Genomic DNA, 1,586 nt, shown 5'->3' with positions numbered 1-1,586 from the left:
GGGACGGGATCCGGGCCGGGACCGGGCGGCACCGGATCGGGACCCGGGCCCGGCGGCACCGGATCGGGACCCGGGCCCGGCGGCACCGGATCGGGGATGGGCGACGGCGGGACGGGGTCCGGCGGCGCCGGCAGCGGGCCCGGGCCGGGCGGCGGCAGGACCGCCGCCGCTCCCAGGCGCTGGCGCGGTGCCGGAACAGGGGTGAGGCAGATGGTTTCCATCTCGTGGCGGTGCCCACGCAGCGCCCGACGCACACCACGACGACCGGATCGGACGCAGGGGGTGGCCGTGTCCGCGCTCGATCACTACCGTTGCGACCTATGACCGGGTTGGGTGGATCCGCGGGTCCGCCCTGGGCTGTCGTCCATCGCACCGAGCAACGCATGTCGCGGATGGTCGGGTACGCGCGGGCCGCCTGCGCGACGTTCGTGGTCATCCCGCTGTTCGGGTGGGACCGGCTACGCCATCCCTGGCTCGCAGTGCTGGTCGTGGCCGCCGCCGCCGCCGAGGCGAGCTGGTTCGCCTGGCGTGCATGGCACGGGCCGGACCGGCTGTCCCGGCGGCTGGTGCTCGCCGACGTCACCTTCTGCGTGGCGCTGATGCTGGTCGGCTCCCGCGCGGCGCAGCCACACGAACGCAACAAGCTGATGACCGAGCTGGTGCCGTTCAGCCTGGTGGCCTCGGCCGGTGTCGGGTTCGGCCTGGGTCTGGGGCTGCTCGCCGTCGCCGCGGTGGCGATCCTGATGACGGCGTGGAGCCTGGCCGTGCTGCCGGATGTCTCCCTCAAGCTCGGTTCGGACCTGCTGGGCTTCGCCCTGTGGTACGTCGTCGCGATGCTCATCGCCCGGGAGCTGCGGACGCTGTCCGCGGCGACCGCGACCGCCCAGGACACGGCCAGGGCCGCCGGCCGGGTCGCCGTGGAGCAGGAACGGGAGGCCGAGAGCCTGCGCCAGCGCGAGATCACCCACCGGGAGATCCACGACTACCTGCTGCCCATCGTCGACCACGTCGCCGCCGGCGGCCCCCCGTCCCCCGCGCTGGTCCGGGAGGCCAGGCGCGGGGCGCAGCGCGCCCGGCGGATCATCATGGACCCGCGCGGGCTGGAACCGCGAATCCTCGACGACGGCGACGGCGACGGCGACGGTGGCGGTGGCGGTGGCGGTGGCGGTGGCGACGGTGGCGTGACGCCCGCGCCGGGCGAGACCGGGTTCGAGGCGATGATGTCGGCGGTCGTCGACGCGTTCGCCGACGAAGGCCTCGCGCTCGTCCCCTTCGTGGCGATCCAGGGCGAGCCGCCCGCGCCGGTGCGCGAGGCGCTGGTCGCCGCGACCCGGGAGGCGCTGCGCAACGTCGTGCGGCACGCCGGCGGGGTGGACGAGGTCAGCCTGTTCGTCGAGGGCGACGCGGGCGCGGTGCTCGTGGTCGTCCGCGATCGGGGCGTCGGGTTCGACCCGGCGACGATCCGCCCGGGTGGCGGGATGAGCGGTAGCTACCAGGCCGTGCGCCGGCACGGTGGGCAGGTGCTCGTCACCGGCCAGCCGGGCGGCGGGGTCAAGGTGACGCTGCGCTGGCCAGCCCCGCCGCCC

The 1,586-nt window shown here is 75.7% G+C and carries 1 protein-coding gene; it reads left to right on the top strand.

The window, feature by feature from the left end:
- Nucleotides 1-383: 383 nt before the first annotated feature.
- Nucleotides 384-1,586 (top strand): sensor histidine kinase (locus tag NBZ85_RS30955; protein ID WP_261563403.1); only part of this gene is annotated, 1,203 nt, incomplete at its 3' end.

It is taken from the genome of Frankia tisae, from assembly GCF_025403405.1.
In the GTDB taxonomy this organism is placed as follows: Bacteria; Actinomycetota; Actinomycetes; order Frankiales; family Frankiaceae; genus Frankia; species Frankia tisai.
This window is presented reverse-complemented; position numbering and strand designations above follow the sequence as displayed.